13 protein-coding genes are annotated in these 15,670 nt (G+C 71.6%); 5 read left to right on the forward strand and 8 right to left on the reverse strand.

All coding sequences use genetic code 11. The features are described 5' to 3' along the window. Positions 1-16 precede the first annotated feature (16 nt). The 5 genes from AMOR_RS06775 (at position 17) to AMOR_RS06795 (ending at position 6,798) form a co-directional block, all read left to right on the forward strand. A complete protein-coding gene (locus tag AMOR_RS06775; RefSeq protein ID WP_248359967.1) occupies positions 17-2,485 on the forward strand; it encodes an arylsulfatase in 2,469 nt (822 codons plus the stop codon). An 89-nt stretch (positions 2,486-2,574) separates the two neighbouring features. Then, positions 2,575-3,627, forward strand: coding sequence for a DMT family transporter (locus tag AMOR_RS06780; protein WP_248359969.1), 1,053 nt, complete (start codon positions 2,575-2,577; stop codon positions 3,625-3,627). Between the two features lie 180 nt (positions 3,628-3,807). After that, positions 3,808-4,761 (forward strand): chromate resistance protein ChrB domain-containing protein, encoded by a 954-nt coding sequence (locus tag AMOR_RS06785; RefSeq protein WP_248359971.1) that lies wholly within the window; start codon positions 3,808-3,810, stop codon positions 4,759-4,761. Positions 4,762-4,840: 79 nt separating this feature from the next. After that, positions 4,841-6,019 (forward strand): chromate efflux transporter, encoded by a 1,179-nt coding sequence (gene chrA, locus AMOR_RS06790; RefSeq protein WP_248359974.1) that lies wholly within the window; start codon positions 4,841-4,843, stop codon positions 6,017-6,019. Beyond that, entirely contained in the window at positions 6,016-6,798 is a 783-nt protein-coding gene (locus AMOR_RS06795; RefSeq protein WP_248359975.1) for a hypothetical protein, read from the forward strand. Before chrA ends, AMOR_RS06795 begins: the two co-directional genes overlap by 4 nt. Positions 6,799-6,878: 80 nt before the next feature. Here the strand turns inward: AMOR_RS06795 and AMOR_RS06800 are convergent, their stop codons facing one another. The 8 genes from AMOR_RS06800 to AMOR_RS06835 all read right to left on the reverse strand — a co-directional run bounded on the left by AMOR_RS06800 (position 6,879) and on the right by AMOR_RS06835 (position 15,651). Continuing rightward, a complete protein-coding gene (locus tag AMOR_RS06800; protein WP_248359976.1) occupies positions 6,879-8,801 on the reverse strand; it encodes a PKD domain-containing protein in 1,923 nt (640 codons plus the stop codon). Between the two features lie 112 nt (positions 8,802-8,913). Then, on the reverse strand, positions 8,914-9,057 hold the full coding sequence (locus AMOR_RS06805) for a hypothetical protein (RefSeq protein ID WP_248359977.1): 144 nt from the start codon (positions 9,055-9,057) through the stop codon (positions 8,914-8,916). 21 nt (positions 9,058-9,078) lie between these two features. Further along, on the reverse strand, positions 9,079-9,636 hold the full coding sequence (locus AMOR_RS06810; RefSeq protein ID WP_248359978.1) for a DUF6125 family protein: 558 nt from the start codon (positions 9,634-9,636) through the stop codon (positions 9,079-9,081). A gap of 29 nt (positions 9,637-9,665) precedes the next feature. Further along, positions 9,666-10,076 carry a hypothetical protein gene (locus AMOR_RS06815; RefSeq protein WP_248359979.1) on the reverse strand — a complete coding sequence of 137 codons (411 nt, stop codon included), beginning with the start codon at positions 10,074-10,076 and terminating at the stop codon, positions 9,666-9,668. A gap of 2 nt (positions 10,077-10,078) precedes the next feature. Further along, positions 10,079-11,395 carry a YeeE/YedE thiosulfate transporter family protein gene (locus AMOR_RS06820; protein ID WP_248359980.1) on the reverse strand — a complete coding sequence of 439 codons (1,317 nt, stop codon included), beginning with the start codon at positions 11,393-11,395 and terminating at the stop codon, positions 10,079-10,081. Positions 11,396-11,417: 22 nt separating this feature from the next. Next, positions 11,418-11,942, reverse strand: a complete 525-nt coding sequence (locus tag AMOR_RS06825; RefSeq protein ID WP_248359981.1) for a YeeE/YedE thiosulfate transporter family protein — start codon at positions 11,940-11,942, stop codon at positions 11,418-11,420. Positions 11,943-11,953: 11 nt separating this feature from the next. Next, positions 11,954-14,212: a cytochrome b/b6 domain-containing protein gene (locus AMOR_RS06830; protein WP_248359983.1), complete on the reverse strand. Its 2,259-nt coding sequence runs from the start codon at positions 14,210-14,212 to the stop codon at positions 11,954-11,956. Beyond that, positions 14,209-15,651 (reverse strand): tetrathionate reductase family octaheme c-type cytochrome, encoded by a 1,443-nt coding sequence (locus AMOR_RS06835; protein ID WP_248359985.1) that lies wholly within the window; start codon positions 15,649-15,651, stop codon positions 14,209-14,211. The genes AMOR_RS06830 and AMOR_RS06835 overlap by 4 nt, the downstream gene beginning before the upstream one ends. Between the last annotated feature and the right edge of the window lie 19 nt (positions 15,652-15,670).

The raw sequence follows: 15,670 nt of genomic DNA on the forward strand, positions 1-15,670 counted from the left end.
CGACGGGGGAACAGACATGAGGCGGACGAGCTCGTGGTGGGGGACTGGGCTGCTGCTCGCGATGCTCGCCGTTCCCCTCGCGCTTCGCGCGCTGGCCGCGCCGGCGGCGCCTGCCGCGCAGGCGACACCAGCGCCGGCCGGAACGCTCGACCGCACCGTGCTGCCGATCCCGGAGCCGGTCCGTCCGCCGATCACCGAGCTGGACGCGCGCAACGTCACGCCGCCGCCGCGCTTCGAGGTGAAGGCGCCCGAGGGCGCGCCCAACGTGGTGATCATCCTCCTCGACGACATGGGCTTCGGCATGTCGAGCGCGTTCGGCGGACCGATCCACATGCCGACCGTGGACAGGCTCGCCAGCGAGGGGCTCCGCTACAACCAGTTCCACACGACCGCGCTCTGCTCGCCGACTCGCACCGCCCTGCTCAGCGGCCGTAACCACCACACCAACAACATGGGCTCGATCGCGGAGACCGCCACCGCGTTCCCGGGCAACACCGGCCAGCGTCCGGACAGCGTGGCGCCGCTCGCCGAGATGCTGCGCCTGAACGGATACAGCACCAGCTTCTTCGGAAAGAACCACGAGACGGCGGCGTGGGAGATCAGCGTCTCCGGCCCGACCTCGCGCTGGCCGAATCGCTCCGGCTTCGACGAGTTCTACGGCTTCATGGGCGGCGAGACGAACCAGTGGTCGCCGCTCGTCTATCACAACCAGACGCGGGTCGAGGTCCCGAAGGACCCGAAGTACCACTTCATGAACGACATGACGAACAGGGCCATCGCGTGGGTCCAGTTCCAGAAGGCGCTCACGCCCGACAAGCCCTTCTTCATGTACTTCGCGCCGGGTGCCACGCACGCGCCGCACCACGTCCCGAAGGAGTGGATCGCCAAGTACAAGGGGAAGTTCGACAAGGGCTGGGACGCGATGCGGGAGGAGGTGCTGGCCCGCCAGATCGGGCTCGGCGTGGTGCCTGCGGGCACGAAGCTCGCGCCCAAGCCGGAGGCCATCAAGGACTGGGCGACGCTCTCCGCGGACGAGAAGAGGCTCTTCGCCCGCCAGATGGAGATCTTCGCCGCGTACGGCGAGTACGCCGACACGGAGATCGGCCGGCTCGTCGAGGCGCTCGAGGGCACCGGCCAGTACGACAACACGCTCGTCTTCTACATCGTGGGCGACAACGGAACGAGCGCCGAAGGCGGCATGAACGGCCTCTTCAACGAGATGACCTACTTCAACGCCGTGGAGGAGTCGGTCCAGGACATCCTGAAGCACTACGACGAGCTCGGCGGGCCGATGTCCTACCCGCACATGGCGGCGGGCTGGGCGATCGCCGGCGACACGCCCTTCACCTGGACCAAGCAGGTGGCCTCGAACTTCGGCGGCACGCGCAACGGCATGGTCGTCCACTGGCCCAGGCGGATCAAGGCGAAGGGCGAGGTCCGATCGCAGTTCCACCACGTCATCGACGTGGCGCCGACCATCCTCGAGGCGGCGGGCCTCCCCGAGCCGAGGAGCGTCAACGGCACGGTCCAGACGCCCATCGAAGGCGTCAGCATGATCTACACCTTCGACGACGCGAAGGCGGAGAGCCGTCGCAGGGTCCAGTACTTCGAGATGTTCGGCAACCGGGGGATCTACGCGGACGGCTGGTTCGCCGGGACCATTCACAGGGCGCCGTGGGACCCGAACCCCCGCGCCGCGCTCCTCGACGACAGATGGGAGCTCTACGACACGCGCACCGACTTCAGCCTGGCCCGCGACCTCGCCGCGCAGAACCCGGCCAAACTGAAGGAGCTGCAGGAGCTCTTCTTGAAGGAGGCGGTCAAGTACAAGGTCCTCCCCATCGACGACCGCGGCATCGAGCGACTCAACCCCAAGCTCGCCGGCCGGCCGGACCTGATGGGCGATCGCACGTCGCTCACGCTGCACGCCGGGATGACGGGACTCTCCGAGAACGCCTTCCTCAACGTGAAGAACCGGTCCGTGTCCATCACGGCCGATCTGGAGATCCCGGCCGGCGGCGCCAGCGGCGTCATCCTCGCGCAGGGCGGCCGGTTCGGCGGCTGGAGCCTGCACATGAAGAACGGCAGGCCAGCCTACACCTACAACTTCCTCGGCCTGCAGCGGACCACCATCGCGGCGAAGCAGCCGGTCGCGCCCGGCAGGGCGACGGTGCGGATGGAGTTCGCCTACGACGGCGGCGGCCTCGCGAAGGGCGGCCTCGTGTCCCTCCAAGTGAACGGCAAGAAGGTCGGCGAGGGGCGGCTCGAGCGCACCCAGCCGATGGTGTTCTCCATCGACGACGCCGCCGACGTCGGCATGGACGAGGGCACGCCGGTCGTCGAGGACTACCAGCCGAAGGACACGAAGTTCACCGGCACGATCCGCAAGGTGGTGGTGGAGGTGAAGCCGATGGGCGCGCGCGAGAAGGGCGCCGCCCTGGAGGCCGGCGGGGAAGCCGCCAGGAAGATCGCGGAGGCCCAGTAGGCAGGTCACCGTCGAACTCGTCACGCTCGAGCCGCAACGGCACGTCCTTCCCGCCAGCAACGGCGCCCCGCCTGCCGTAAGCTTCACCCGTGAGCCGGCCCGACCGCTCCACCCCGACCCGCGGTCCGATGACCGGGCTCGCCGCCGCCGCCCTCTTCGGCGCCAGCACGCCGTTCGCGAAGCTGCTCGTCCCGGGGACGGGTCCGCTCACCCTCGCGGGCCTCCTCTACCTCGGCGCGGCGGCCGGGCTGCTCGCTGCCGCGCCCCTCCGGCGCAGCGGCGCGGAGGCGCCCATCCAGCGCTCCGACCTGCCCGTCCTCGCGCTGGTCGTCGTCGCGGGCGGGGTGGTCGGCCCGATCCTCCTCGTCGTGGGGCTCGCGCGGCTGTCGGGCGCGTCCGCCGCGCTGCTCCTGAACCTGGAGGCGCCGTTCACCATCGCGCTCGCGGTGGTCATGCTCGGCGAGCACCTGGCGCGGCGCGAGGTGCTCGGCGCCGCCGTGGTGATCCTCGGCGCCGCCGCGCTGACGTGGGCGCCAGGTGCGCTCCAGGCGAGCCCGGCCGGCGCGGCGTCGATCGCCGGCGCGTGCGCCGCGTGGGCGGTCGACAACAACCTGAGCCAGCGCCTCTCGATCCGGGACCCCGTCGCCGTCGCCCGCGCGAAGACGCTCGCGGCGGGCGCGTTCGACGTGGCGCTCGGGCTCGCGCTCGGGGAGCGGCTTCCTCCGGCCGCGCACGTCGCGGCCGCCCTGCTCACCGGCGCGCTCGGCTACGGCCTGAGCATCGTGCTGCACCTGCTCGCCGTCCGCGCGCTCGGCGCGGCGAGGCAGGCGGCGTACTTCGCGACCGCGCCGTTCATCGGCGCGCTGCTCGCGATCCCGCTGCTCCACGACCGCCTCTCGCCCGCTCATCTCGCGGCCGGCGCGCTGATGGCGCTCGGGATCGCGCTCATCGTCCGGACGCGCCACGCGCACGCGCACACGCACGACGCCGAGGAGCACGAGCACGCGCACGTCCACGACGAGCATCACGCTCACGCCCACGCGGAGCCGGTGGTCGAGCCCCACTCGCACCCGCACCGGCACGCGCAGCTCTTCCACGATCACCCGCACGCGCCCGACCTGCACCACCGGCACGGGCACTGAACGGCGCGCGCACGCGCTGCCGCCCGGCGACGCTGCCCTCGCGCGAGGGCACGTCCGCCGCCGCGCGTCCCGTCGGGGTGGGGGTTGATGCGCGTTGATTCAGTTGTTACATCCCGGACACAGTTGACCGCGATCAAGCCGAGACGCGAAGCCCCGTCGGCCCTCTCCGAGCCGCGCTGGATGTTGCTGATCCACCAGATTCCCCCGACGCCCGCCTACCTGCGCGTCAAGATCGGCCGCCACCTGGCGCGCATCGGCGCCGTCGCGATCAAGAACTCGGTGTACGCACTCCCGCGGAACGACGAGACGCAGGAGGACTTCCAGTGGGTCCTCCGCGAGATCGTGAAGGGTGGCGGGGACGCGTCGATCGTCGAGGCGCGGTTCATCGAGGGCCTCTCGGACGCGCAGCTCACCGGGCTCTTCCAGGCGGCGCGGGAGGCGGACTACCGCGAGCTCGCCGAGCAGGCACGTGGAGTCCAGGCGGGGTTTCCGCGGCGCGGCCCCGTCCCTCCCGGTCACCGCGCGGAGCTGGCGGGGCAGGTCGCGCGGCTGCGGCAGCGCACGATCGAGCTCGCCGCGATCGACTTCTTCGGAGCGCCCGGGCGCGAGATCGTCGAGGGGCTCCTGTCCGGGATGGAGGCGCGCATGAGGACCGTCGAGGGAACCGAGCAGTCGTCGAAGGCGTCGCTGGACGTCGCGGAGCACCGGGGGCGCACCTGGGTCACGCGGACCGGCATCAAGGTGGACCGGATGGCGAGCGCCTGGCTCATCCGGAAGTTCATCGACCCCGCGGCGCGCTTCAAGTTCGTGCCGGCGAAGGGATACAGGCCGGAACGCGGCGAGCTGCGCTTCGACATGTTCGAGGCGGAGTTCACGCACGAGGGCGACCTCTGCACGTTCGAGGTGCTCGTCCAGCGCTTCGGGCTCGGCGATCCCGCCCTCCGGGCGATCGCGGAGATCGTCCACGACATCGACGTGAAGGACGCGAAGTACGGGCGCGAGGAGGCGGCGGGCATCGGCCAGCTCGTCGCCGGCATCGCGGCGGCGCACGCCGACGACGAGGGGCGCCTCGCGCGCGGCGCGGCGCTGTTCGACGACCTGTACGCGGTGCACTCCGGCCCGGCGAAGCACTGACCTCGCCGTGGAGGCGACCGTGGATCACGGGCCCCCGACGACGGCGGAAGCGCGGTGCCCCGGAGCCCGGGAGGTCTCGATGCCCGAGATCTTCTGGTACTTCCTGAAGCTCGGCTGGCTCGCGTTCGGCGGCCCCATCGGCCAGATCGGCCTCATGCACCTGGAGGTGGTCGAGCGCCGGAAGTGGATCACGGAGGACGAGTTCGTCCGCGCGCTCAACTTCTGCCACCTCCTGCCCGGGCCGGAGGCTCTGCAGCTCGCGATCTACATCGGCTACAGGAAGGCGGGCTACCGCGCGGCGATCCTCGCCGGCGTGCTCTTCATCCTGCCCGGCTACGTCACGCTGACCGCGCTCGCCTGGATCTACGTCCACTACGGGAAGACGCCCCAGGTCCTGGGGGTCCTTTGGGGCTTCCGTCCGGTCGGGCTCGCCCTGCTCCTCGCCGCGCTCGTCCGGATCTCTCGCGCCGCGCTGAAGGGCATCTTCCCCGTCGTGCTCGCGATCGCCGCGTTCGTCGCGTTCTACCTCGGGCGGCTGCCCTTCGTGGTCGTGCTCGTGGGGTGCGGGCTCTCGTTCGTCGCGTGGCGCCACCGGAAGCCGGGGCCTCGCGTCGCCGTGGCGGCCGCCTCGCTCCTCCTCGCCGGGCGCGCCGACGCCGCCGAGCCGATCGCGCGACGGCTCGTCGACATCTCGTGGTTCTTCCTCAAGGTGGGGCTCTTCTCGTTCGGCGGGGCGTACGCGGTCCTGCCGTACATCCGCGCGGGGGCGGTCACGACCTACGGGTGGATCAGCGACCGTCAGATGATCGACGCGCTGGCGCTCGGCGAGACCACGCCGGGCCCTCTCATCTCCATCGGCATCTTCGTCGGGTTCCTCGCCGGGAACGGCGCGCACGCGCCGTGGCTCGGGGCCACGCTGTCGACCTTCTGGCTCTTCCTCCCGTCGTTCCTGTTCGTCCTCCCCGCGGCTCGATACATGGACTGGCTCACGTCGAGGCCCGGGCTGAAGGACTTCCTGAAGGGGGTCACCTCGGGCGTCGTGGGCCTGATCTTCTCCATCTCGATCCCGCTCGCGAAGGTCGCCTTCATGCCGGGCGGCTCGATCGACTGGATCACGGTCGTCCTCGGCCTCGCGGCGTTCGCGGCGCTCACGCTCTGGAAGTGGCGGCTCAACGTCGTGGTGGTGGTCGCGGGCGGCGGCGTCCTGGGCCTGCTCCGGGCGTTCGCGCCGGCCCTCTTCGGCGGCGCGCTGGCGTGAGCGAGCGGTCCGCGGGAGACCGATCGCTCCTCGCGCGCCTCGCCTGCCGCGGTCCGGTCCTCGCCGTGATGGCGGCGTGGCCGCTCGCCGCGAGCGCCTACAGGCCGTTCGACTCGACCGACGCCGCCGTCGCTGCGAGGGGCGAGGTCGAGCTCGAGCTCGGGCCGCTCGGCTACCTGGTGCAGGGTCCGGACCGCGCGCTCGTCGCGCCGAGCCTGGTCCTGAACTGGGGCTTCGCCGATCAGTGGGAGGCGGTGCTCGAGGGGCGGCACTTCATCGCGCTCGGAGGCGACCTCCGCGAGCCGCAGCTGCGGGTCGAGGACACGGCCTTCTCGCTGAAGCGCGTCCTGCGCGAGGGGAGCCTGCAGGAGAGGAGCGGCGTCAGCGTCGCGGTGGAATTCGGCGCCTTGCTCCCCACCATCAACGGCGAGGCCGGGGTCGGCGCGGAGTGCGCGCTCATCGTCTCGCAGCGCTGGCGCAATCTGACCGTCCACGTGAACGGCGCCGCGGCGTGGACGCGGGCCCACACGCCCGGCGCGTTCGGCGGCGTGATCCTCGAGGGGCACGACGCGTGGGCCGTCCGGCCGGTCGCCGAGATCCTCGTGGAGGGCGAGCGCGATCTGCCGTCGACGCTCTCGGGGCTCGTCGGGACGATCTGGCGCCCGTCGGACGCGCTCTCGCTCGACGCCGCCGTGCGGCTCGCCCGGACGGGCAGTGTGAGCACGACCGAGGTCAGGGTCGGCCTGACCTGGGGGTTCAGCGTGGGGCTCCCGCGGTGATGCGAGGCGGAGAGGTCCGCTGACCCGGAGCGCGCCCGGTGCGCCGCGGCGGACCGCGGCGCGCCGGGGTACGGCGCACCTCAGTAGACGACGACGCCGAAGCTGTTCAGGAGCGAGGCGGAGGAGTCCACCTTGACGACCGACAGCCGCTTCGTGCCGGCGGCGTCGAAGAACACGTACTGTCCGTGGACCGGATACGCGACTCCCGCGCGGGCGTACTTCGGATAAGCCAACTGCTCCAGCTGCCCGAAGTAGGTCGAGTCGAAGATCTGGAAGGACTGGTCCGAGGTGTTATCCGGCGGGTACGCGTAGGGGTCGCCCGCCGGCTGGACGATCCAGTCACCCGCGGCGGCCGATGGCGACGCCGGCGCGAAGGCCGCCCGTACCCGGATCCCGAGGCTCCCGGCGTACGTCATGTCGCTCGTCCGGAACCGATTGCCCGAGGAGAACAGGATCTGCGCGCCGTCGTCCGAGATCCAGAAGTCGCTTCCCATGGAGTAGACGCCCCAGTAGGGCGACTGGGCGGCGTAGGAGATCGCGCCGGTCGTCGCGTTGATGTCATGCCGGTACAGCTGCTGCGGCGACAACCCGAGCTCCACGAGGAACACGTGGTTCGTCCCGGGCTGCAGCTTGAAGCGGCCGCCCGCATAGACCGAGCCCGTCCCGAGCGTCTCGGTCCCGGTCCCCAGATCCACCACGTGGAGGTTCGACCACTGATCGTGCAGCGGGTAGACGTACGCGAACCTGGTGACGCGGCTTCCGGCGACGGTCATCGGATCGCTCAGGATCACGTCGTCCGCGTCCGCGCTGATCGGCCAGGTCTTGATCACAGTGCGCGCCTCGAGGTCCACGTACGAGATGAACGCGGAGTGCCCGACCACGGCGAACTTGCCATCCGGACTGACGCTCACGCACGTCGGCGCGAGCGGCAACGCGACGGACGCGTCCGCCGCGCCGGCGGCGTCGTGGACGTGCAGCGCGTTCGGAGAGGCGGAGACCATCACGATCCGGTCGAGCGACCGGCTGTACTCCGCATCGACCGGGGTGAAGGCGAGCAGCTCGATGCGGCGGTACACCGTGACCGTCGCGGTGGCGGTCGCGCTCGCCGCGCCATCCGCCACGGTCACCTGGACCGTGTAGACCCCCTCGGCGTCGGGCGTGAGGTGTGCGACCGCGCTCGTCGCGTCGGCGAGCGCAGCGCTGCTCCCGTCGGGCTTCGTGAGGATCTCCCAGCCGAACGCGACCACGTCGTGGTCGGGATCGGAGCTCTGGGTCGCGTCGAGCGCGATCACGTCTCCGGTGTTGGCGGCGAGCGCGGCCGACGCAAGCCTCGCGACCGGAGGGAGGTCGACGGCGTCGACGGCCACGTGGGCCGGCACGCTCGTCGCGCTCGCATCCGAGACGACGAGCCGGGCGTCGTAGTGCCCCGGGACGTCGGGGGTGAAGCGCGGCGCCGGAGCGGCGGCGTCGTCGAGCACCGCCGCGCTGCCGGCCGGTCTCGACAGGCTCCATGAGTAGGCGATCGGGTCGCCGTCGGGGTCCCGGCTGGACGTGCCGTCCAGCGCGACGGGAGAACGGATCGCGACGGTCCCGGAGGGCTGCGCGGACGCAAAGGCCGCCGGCGCCGTGTTCACCGCGAAGATCTGCGCCGACGCCTGCGCCGTGCAGGTCCCCGTCACGAGCACCTTCACCACGTACGTCCCCTCGACATCCGCGAGGAAGGACGTGACGGGACCGGTCGCCGTGACGAGCGCGGCGTGGCTCCCCGCGGGTTTCGCCGAGAGCTGCCAGGCGAACTGGAGCGGCGCGGAGTTGGTCGCCGTGCTCTGCAGCGCGTCCACTTGCACGAGCGTGTTCTTCGCGACGTTCTGGTTTCCTCCCGCGCTCGCGACCACCGTGGAGCAGGAGCTCGTCTCGGTCGGCGACTTGGAGCCCGCTCCGCTCGAGCAACCGACCGCGAGAGTTGCAGCGAACGAGATGATCGTCAGCCCACGAGTGCGCATGGCTCCCCTCCGGCGGGCGGATGCCCGCGGATCCATCGAAGAAGACGGGTCATCCTCCCCGATGGGGCGCGACAGGATGCACACCATCGGGTGCGTCAGATTGTCGCACGCATCACGCCCGCTCCGCCAGGGCGAGGAACACGGGAAAGACCCGGGGGCCGGCGGCGGTGTCCTTCTTCACCTCGAAGACGGTCTCGAAGCGCACGTCACGGAACCCGCTCCGCTCCAGCCGGGCAGGGAGCCTTCGCGCGCGCATCGAAGTCGCTCGTACGGGAGGTCACGGCGCCTCCTCCTCGTCCGCGATAGTGAACTCCCAGGCGCACCACCGGTCGGCGGGGTGATCATCCGGAGGGCACACGATGCACCGCGTCCGGATGCGCGGATCGATCGTGCTGGCGAACCGCGCGTACTCCACGAGGCCGACGCGCTTGCACGGAAAGTCCGGGAGCCCCTTCCGCCTGCGGGCCGACTGAACGCGGCAGTCGCGCATCGCGAAGACGGCCCGCGTGGCGCTCACCTCGGCGGGCTCCTGGGTGTTGAGGCGCGCGTAGAGCCGGTGCTCGAGCGCCTCGAGCAACGCGGGGATGCCGCCTCCGGGCCTCATCCCGAGCCGCTCCATGATGCGCGTCGCCTCGAGGACCGTGAAGCGTTCCCACGCGGCGGCGTCGGCGGCGATGGCCGCCTCCATCCCGTGCGCCGCCTCGACCGCCTGGAACCAGAGCCCGTCGTGGGCGAGCCAGTTCTTGGCGTCGTCCATCACGATCCGGACCAGGTCCTCCTTGTCCAGGGAGCGGAGGAATGCGGCAGCGTCTTCAGGGGTGCGCGCCTCGGCCATGAGCTCCTCCCGCGACGGAGACCACGGTGTTACCGCGGCGGCCGCTCCAGGTCCATCTGGCCTCTCGCGCGCGCCAGCTCGGCCCGCGCCCACGCGAGCGCCTCCCGCTCGTCGGCGAACGGCTTCACCGCCGTCCGGCCATCCCTGAGGATGCTCGCCGTGCCGAGCGCGCGGGTCGCCACGGACACCGCCGGGTTCGGCGTCACGACCGCGATCGCGGCGATCCCGAGCGCCCGGTCGCCCGTGACGCGGATCCAGTGCTGCGGGACGTCGTGGCCGACGAGCTTGACCGCGGCCGGGACGACGAACACGACCGCGACGCGGTCGCCGCGGGAGGCCTCCCGCAGCGCCGCGACGAGGTCGGTCTGGCGCTCGGGCGCGAGCTCCGCCGCCTCGGCGTAGCGCACCACGAACACCCCGTCCTGGCTCTCCACGTCCATCGCTACCCGCACCCGCCCTTCACGGCTGCCTTCGTCTGGAGCTTCACGTGCTTCGTGAACGCGTAGACCGGCCAGGCGCTCTCGCCGGAGTGGTGCCCATCCTCGCCGCGCGAGACGCCCGCGTCGCACGCCCGGCGGAAGCCCCGCGAGCTCTCGAGCTCGGGCCAGGCGGAGGGCTCGGTGTCGCCCGTCGCGTACGCGAACCGGTACGCGAGCGCGTCGCCGGCGGCGGGCGCGGTGCGCTCCGCCACGCAATCCGGGACCGGATAGAGCTCGAGCCAGTGGTTCACCCCGCCCTCGACGACGTAGAGGTTCGCCACGCCGACGGCCTTGAGGGCCTTCCAGGCGTCGAGCGCGGCGGCCTCGCCGTTTCCGACGAGGAAGGTGACGGTGCTCGCCGGCTGATCCAGGAGGCGCTGGTACTGCTCCGGACGGAGGAGCGCCTCGGGGTCGACGCGCCGCGCGCCGCCGACGTGGAACAGGTTGAAGTCGTGCTCGTCGCGGAGGTCGAGGACGACCGTGGCGACGTTGATGTCCTTCCGGAGCGCGACGACCTCCGCCGGGTGCACGAACATGCTCCGGTCGTCCACGGAGCGCTTCACGTCCGCCGGCGTCCAGGCCCAGCGCTGCGAGGGGGTGGGCTGGCCGCGGACGACGAGCACGAGGCTCGCCGCGACGAGGACGGCGGCGCCGGCGAGCTTGCCCGCGCTCCGCGGCCTCGCCGCGATGGCCGACCACGGCTCGCCGCGCCCGAAGTGCCGCTCGAGGAGCTCCGCGCCCCAGAACAGGAGCAGCGCGGCCGCCACGACGAGGAGCACCGCGACGTTCATCGGAACGCCCAGCCACTGGTCGAGCGTGAACCGCCCCATGTACGACGAGAGGAAGAACGGCTCGAAGCTCGAGACCGTCTCGCCGAAGAGGTAGACGCCGAAGAGCGCGCCGAGGAGGAAGACCATCCCGTCGATCTTGAGCGTCGAGGCCGCGACGACGGACGTCCCGGGGCAGAAGCCGCCGATGATGAAGCCGACCCCCATCACGAGCCCGCCCACGATCCCGGGCCAGAGGTAGGTGGGGTTGACCCACACCCGGCTCATGTCGAGCAGGCCGAGCGTCGAGGCGCCCGCGATGAGCACCGCGGCGACGATGATCCCCGTGAACATGACCTTCAGCACGGTCATGTCGCGCAGGTAGAACTGGGCCGCGAGCTTCCGGGTGTCGCCGAAGCCGCCCATCTCGAGAACGGCGCCGAAGCCGAACCCGATGGCGCCGAACGTCAGCGCGTATCCGAGCGTACCTGCGGTGAGGTGAAAGGGTGCCATGTGTGTCTCCTCGGATCCGCGATCAGGTCCAGAGCCGGCGGAAGAACCACGCGAGCGCGTAGGCGCCCGCGAAGACGGCGAGCGCGAACGCCCAGCTCCCGACCGAGAGCACCGCGCCGCCGGAGAGGGCCTGCCCGGACGTGCAGCCGCGCGCGAGGCGCGCGCCGTACCCCATCAGCACGCCGCCGGCGAGCGCGGTCACGACGCGCGTCGCGGTCGTGACGCGCGGGCCCTTGCGCAGCTCGAGCTTCACGCGCCGGTTGAAGAGCCCGGAGGCGAATCCGCCGAGCACGGTCCCGACGATCATGAAGATGGCGTAGTGGTTCCACGCGCTGCGCGTGCCGCCCGCCATCTCCGCGAAGTACGCCACGCGGTCGACGTGGGCGGGCGCGAACCAGTCGAGCACGCCGGTCTGGATCCGGCTCATCCCGGCGGACGCGCCGATCCCGCCGCCGGTCACGTAGAAGCTCGCGAAGAGCACCACGCCGAGCAGCGTCCCGGCGACGTAGGGGTTCAGGTACGGACGAGGTTCTCTCGAGGTGGACATCGGTTGCTCCGTCACGGCGTGGGCCCTTCGGGCTCGAGGTGCTGGTAGCCGGTGACCATCGACCGGAGGTGATCGCCGGGCGTCCGGCCGGTGGTGACGAGGTAGACGTGCAGGACGAAGAAGGAGAGGAACAGCCACGCGCCCGCGTTGTGCAGCGGCGCGACGACCTGGAGGCCGTGCAGCGCGGCCGCCACGTCGGGCCAGCGGCCGACGGCCCAGATCAGCGCGCCCGTCACGAACTGCAGCGGGAAGAGGACGTTGAGGAGCGCGAGGTACGTGATCTGCTGGAGCGGGTTGAGCTTGTGGCCCGGCGCGTTCGGCGGGTGCGACTCACCGTAGAAGATGCCGCGCGCCTGGTAGCTCATGTGATCGAGGACGCGCTCGAGGAAGCCGCGCGGGTGCGGGATGAAGTTGCGGATGGCGCTCGTGGCGAGGTGGTAGAAGAGCGCCAGGAACCCGTTCAGCATCAGGATCAGCGCGAACGCGTTGTGGACGGCGACCGCGGTCGTGAGGTCGAGCGGGCGGAAGCTGCTGCCGCCGTGCACCGCCAGGCCCGTCGCGATGAGGACGACGCCGGACAGCGCCATGGTCCAGTGCCAGAGCCGCTCGTACCGGCCGAACACGTACTGCTGGTCACCGGACGCGTGCGCGCCCGCGAGGTGCGCGCGACGACGGCGCAGGAGGACGCGCGCGAGGCCGTGGAGCGTCACGCCCGCGAAGACCGCGAGGAAGAGCGCGAACCCGAGCGTGTTCGTGAGGCCCTGCCGCGAGTGCCCGAGGACGTGGAGCCCTGCCCGTGCGGTCTCGTCGCCGGACTGCAGGACGACTCCGCCGTCCGGCGCCGTCGCGAGCACGCCCGCGAGGCGGACGCGCGGGTTCTCCCGCGGCCGCGGTGGCGTCCCGCCGGGCAGGTAGGCGGCGATCGGGTACGCGTCCGAGACCCGCGAGTCCTTCGCGTGGCACGCCTCGCAGTCGCGGAGCGCGCGATCGCGCGTCGAGATGCCGTGCGCGAGCGGGTACGCGTCGAGGGTGCCCTCGATGGTCGGCTCCACGACGCCCAGCGCCCGGAGCCGGTTCGCGATGAGGTCCGTCTTCGCCTTGGAGTCGAGCCGCAGCTCGTTCTCGTCGAGCCGGCCGTCGCGGTTCAGGTCGAAGGCCTCCACGACCGCCGGCGCGTACGCAGCGCCGTCGAGGTACACCTGGACCACGCGCTCGAAGGGCACCTCCGCGTGGTCGGCGCCGGAGACCCAGCGCCAGCGGCTCACCGGGTTCACGGGGGCGAGGCGGCGCGCGCCGTCGCCCTCCACCCGCTCCACGAGCAGCGGGCGGAACGGGCGGATCGTCGCGGTGTTGAGCGGCTCGCCGGGGCGGCGCTCGACGTTGCGGTACCGGACCGCCGGCGTGCCCGCGCGCGTCACGACGGTCGCGTCCACCATCTCGGCGGCGGGCCCCATTCCTCCGGCGGCGTGGCAGCCCTGGCACGCGAGCACCGTGAGGTGCCGCTGCCGGTAGGGCAGGAACGCGTGCGCCTTCATGGGATCGTGGCACCCGCGGCAGCCCTGCTCGGCGAGCCGGTGGTCGGGGCGGACGAGGAACTCCGCGGTGCTCTGGCGCCGCGGATCCATGGAGAGGTACCGGAGCGTGCCGTGCTTCGCGTCGGTCCGGACCGGGTTGTTGCTCGCGTAGTGGCAGGCGACGCAGTCGACGAGCTTCGCCGCGTGGACGTCCCAGGGCGCCGCGAGCGTCGCCTTCGCCTCGAGGTTCAGGAAGGAGTCCGCCATGCGCTGGGGCGAGACGATGGCGCCCTCGCCCTGGGTGAGCGACCAGGTCCGCCCCGAGTCGCTCTTCGGAGCGGCCTCGAAGTCCGCGGGCACCGCGACCGGGGCCCCGCCGTCCGAGACGAGGCCGTGACACGCGGCGCAGTTCGCGGCCCGCGGCGCCCCGATCCGGATCGCCTCGCGGCGGAGCCGCCCGTCGGCCTCGAGCTGCTCCGGCCGGATCTCGAGCCGCCCGCCGTCGACGTGGCACTGGACGCAGGTCGCCGTGACCTTCGGCGCCGCGTGGCCGCTGTGGCCCGCGATGTACGCGGTGTCGTGGCACGCGCCGCAGGTCTTGTCCGTCGAGAGCTCCTTGCCGTCGCGGACCGCGCGGCCGGAGGCGTCCCGCGGCACGAACACCGGGTGGATGGGGTTCACCGCCTGCTGCGCCCGGGCCGCGGGCGCGAACGCGACCGCGAGGGCGAGGAGCGGGAGCGAGATGGCGCGGTTCATCGACGGCCTCCGGTCTTGATGGGGTCGCCGGCGTATCCGAGCGCCTTCCAGTCCATCCGCGACGGCTCGCCGTGGCAGTCGAAGCACGTCAGCGCCTTCTCCTTCGGGGCGACCATGTGAGAGAGCGGCCAGTACATGTCCGTCCGGGCGAAGCCGACCCGGCCGCTGTAGGCGATGCCCGATGCCTTCGCTCCGAGCGTGAACGCCTGGTTCCAGTCGAAGTTCGTCCAGTAGCCATCCTTGCCGCCGGTGACGGGGGGAAACAGGTACATGTTCCCCGCGTCGTACGGCTGCTTCCCGCGGTGCACCTTGAACGGCCAGATGCGGGCGGTCTTGTCGTCGATCCCCCCGCGCGGCGGGTTCAGCACCGTCGGCTTCTCGGGATCCTCGATCCGGTCGCCGAGCAGGTATCGACCGACGGTGCCGTTGAACCACCGGTACTCGGGCACGGCGTCCTGCTCGTAGACGAACTCGCCCTTGATCTTGAGGTAGTGGTGCGCGTCGTCCTTGCGCGTGGCGTCGCCGGCCTTGCTCCAGTCCCAGAACGCCTTGGTGGGCAGCTTCCCGGCGAAGGTCGGGATGTGGCACGTCTGGCACGCGAGCGTCGCGAGGTGCGCGTTGATCCGCGCGTCCTGGTGCTCGGGCTTCGTGTGGCAGTCGGCGCAGGCGACCCCGTGCGAGTCCTCGACGCTCACGGAGAAGGCGCGGCCGCGGATCGCGTGGTCCGGCGCGGTGTGGCAGTCGACGCAGAGGAAGCCGTGGCGCCCGATGTGGACGTCCTCTTCCTCGAACGGGTGCGCGAGCGACGAGTCGAGGTCGCCGTGCTTCACCGCCTGGCCGCCGCCGCCGAAGGCATGGCAGCCGAGGCAGTTCTCGCGCTGCGGAGTCCCGACGGACCGCGCCGCCGCGAGCAGGTCCGTGCCGGGCTGCGGCAGCCCGTACGTCCCCTTCACGTACGCGTTCGTGTGCTCGTGGCACACGAGGCAGTCGACGTTCTCCTCCTTCGAGAAGTCGAAGGAGTCGTCCGCCCAGCCGTAGCCGGCGTGGCACTTCATGCACGACCGCTCGTTGCCGCGGGTCGCGATGCAGAAGTTGTTGAGGACGTTCCGCTTGCCGATGCGCGTCGTCCCGGTGCGTCCCGGGATCTGGACCTCGTCGCCGAGCCAGAGCCAGTGGGAGGTCTTCATCACCTTCCGCGCGTCCGGGTGGCAGCCGAGGCAGGCGCGCGTCACGGCCTGCGGGGTCTCGAACTTCTCGGTGATGACCGCCGCATGGTCGAAGTGCGGCCGGACGCGCTTCGCGTAGCCGGCCGCGTGTCTCGCGGGCTCCTCGGGAGCCTTGAACGCCAGCGCCATGGCGACGCCTGCGGCGCTCACGAGCGCGACCGCCGCCCCGATGATCCAGGGCCGGTGGAGGTGCAATCTCAGCCGTTCTGCCATCTCGTCCTCGCGTTTCCGC

The organism is Anaeromyxobacter oryzae (genome assembly GCF_023169945.1).
Taxonomy (GTDB): Bacteria; Myxococcota; Myxococcia; order Myxococcales; family Anaeromyxobacteraceae; genus Anaeromyxobacter; species Anaeromyxobacter oryzae.

Bases quoted from the DNA above. Each gene is read 5' to 3' on its own strand.
- AMOR_RS06775 (WP_248359967.1), top strand. From the start codon at position 17: ATGAGGCGGACGAGCTCGTGGTGGGGGACTGGGCTGCTGCTCGCGATG.
- AMOR_RS06785 (WP_248359971.1), top strand. From the start codon at position 3,808: ATGTTGCTGATCCACCAGATTCCCCCGACGCCCGCCTACCTGCGCGTC.
- chrA (WP_248359974.1), top strand. From the start codon at position 4,841: ATGCCCGAGATCTTCTGGTACTTCCTGAAGCTCGGCTGGCTCGCGTTC.
- AMOR_RS06800 (WP_248359976.1), bottom strand. From the start codon at position 8,801: ATGCGCACTCGTGGGCTGACGATCATCTCGTTCGCTGCAACTCTCGCG.
- AMOR_RS06805 (WP_248359977.1), bottom strand. From the start codon at position 9,057: ATGCGCGCGCGAAGGCTCCCTGCCCGGCTGGAGCGGAGCGGGTTCCGT.
- AMOR_RS06810 (WP_248359978.1), bottom strand. From the start codon at position 9,636: ATGGCCGAGGCGCGCACCCCTGAAGACGCTGCCGCATTCCTCCGCTCC.
- AMOR_RS06815 (WP_248359979.1), bottom strand. From the start codon at position 10,076: ATGGACGTGGAGAGCCAGGACGGGGTGTTCGTGGTGCGCTACGCCGAG.
- AMOR_RS06820 (WP_248359980.1), bottom strand. From the start codon at position 11,395: ATGGCACCCTTTCACCTCACCGCAGGTACGCTCGGATACGCGCTGACG.
- AMOR_RS06825 (WP_248359981.1), bottom strand. From the start codon at position 11,942: ATGTCCACCTCGAGAGAACCTCGTCCGTACCTGAACCCCTACGTCGCC.
- AMOR_RS06830 (WP_248359983.1), bottom strand. From the start codon at position 14,212: ATGAACCGCGCCATCTCGCTCCCGCTCCTCGCCCTCGCGGTCGCGTTC.
- AMOR_RS06835 (WP_248359985.1), bottom strand. From the start codon at position 15,651: ATGGCAGAACGGCTGAGATTGCACCTCCACCGGCCCTGGATCATCGGG.